Raw genomic sequence first — 380 nt, 5'->3', positions numbered from 1 at the left:
AATTATAAAGATTAACATCGAGGAGGAAATGAAGTCTTCGTACATTGACTACTCCATGTCGGTCATTGTTTCACGTGCCCTTCCGGATGTTAGAGATGGTTTTAAACCCGTTCACCGAAGAATTCTTTTCGGAATGATGGGATTAGGAAATACCTCCGACAAACCTTATAAAAAATCAGCCAGAGTTGTAGGTGAAGTATTAGGTAAATATCACCCTCATGGCGACTCGTCCGTTTACGGAGCTCTTGTACGTATGGCTCAGCCTTGGGCAATGCGTTACATGTTGGTAGATGGACAAGGTAACTACGGTTCAGTAGACGGTGACAGTGCTGCTGCCATGCGTTATACAGAGTGTCGTTTGCGAAAAATTGGTGAAGACA

1 protein-coding gene is annotated in these 380 nt (G+C 43.7%); it reads left to right on the top strand.

Annotated features, from left to right (window positions below; translation table 11 throughout):
• Window position 1: 1 nt before the first annotated feature.
• On the top strand, window positions 2-380 hold a 379-nt coding region (locus tag D4A39_RS19400), incomplete at its 3' end, for a DNA gyrase subunit A (RefSeq protein ID WP_497707273.1).

Source organism: Alcanivorax profundi (genome assembly GCF_003597125.1).
GTDB lineage: Bacteria > Pseudomonadota > Gammaproteobacteria > Pseudomonadales > Alcanivoracaceae > Alcanivorax > Alcanivorax profundi.
This window is presented reverse-complemented; position numbering and strand designations above follow the sequence as displayed.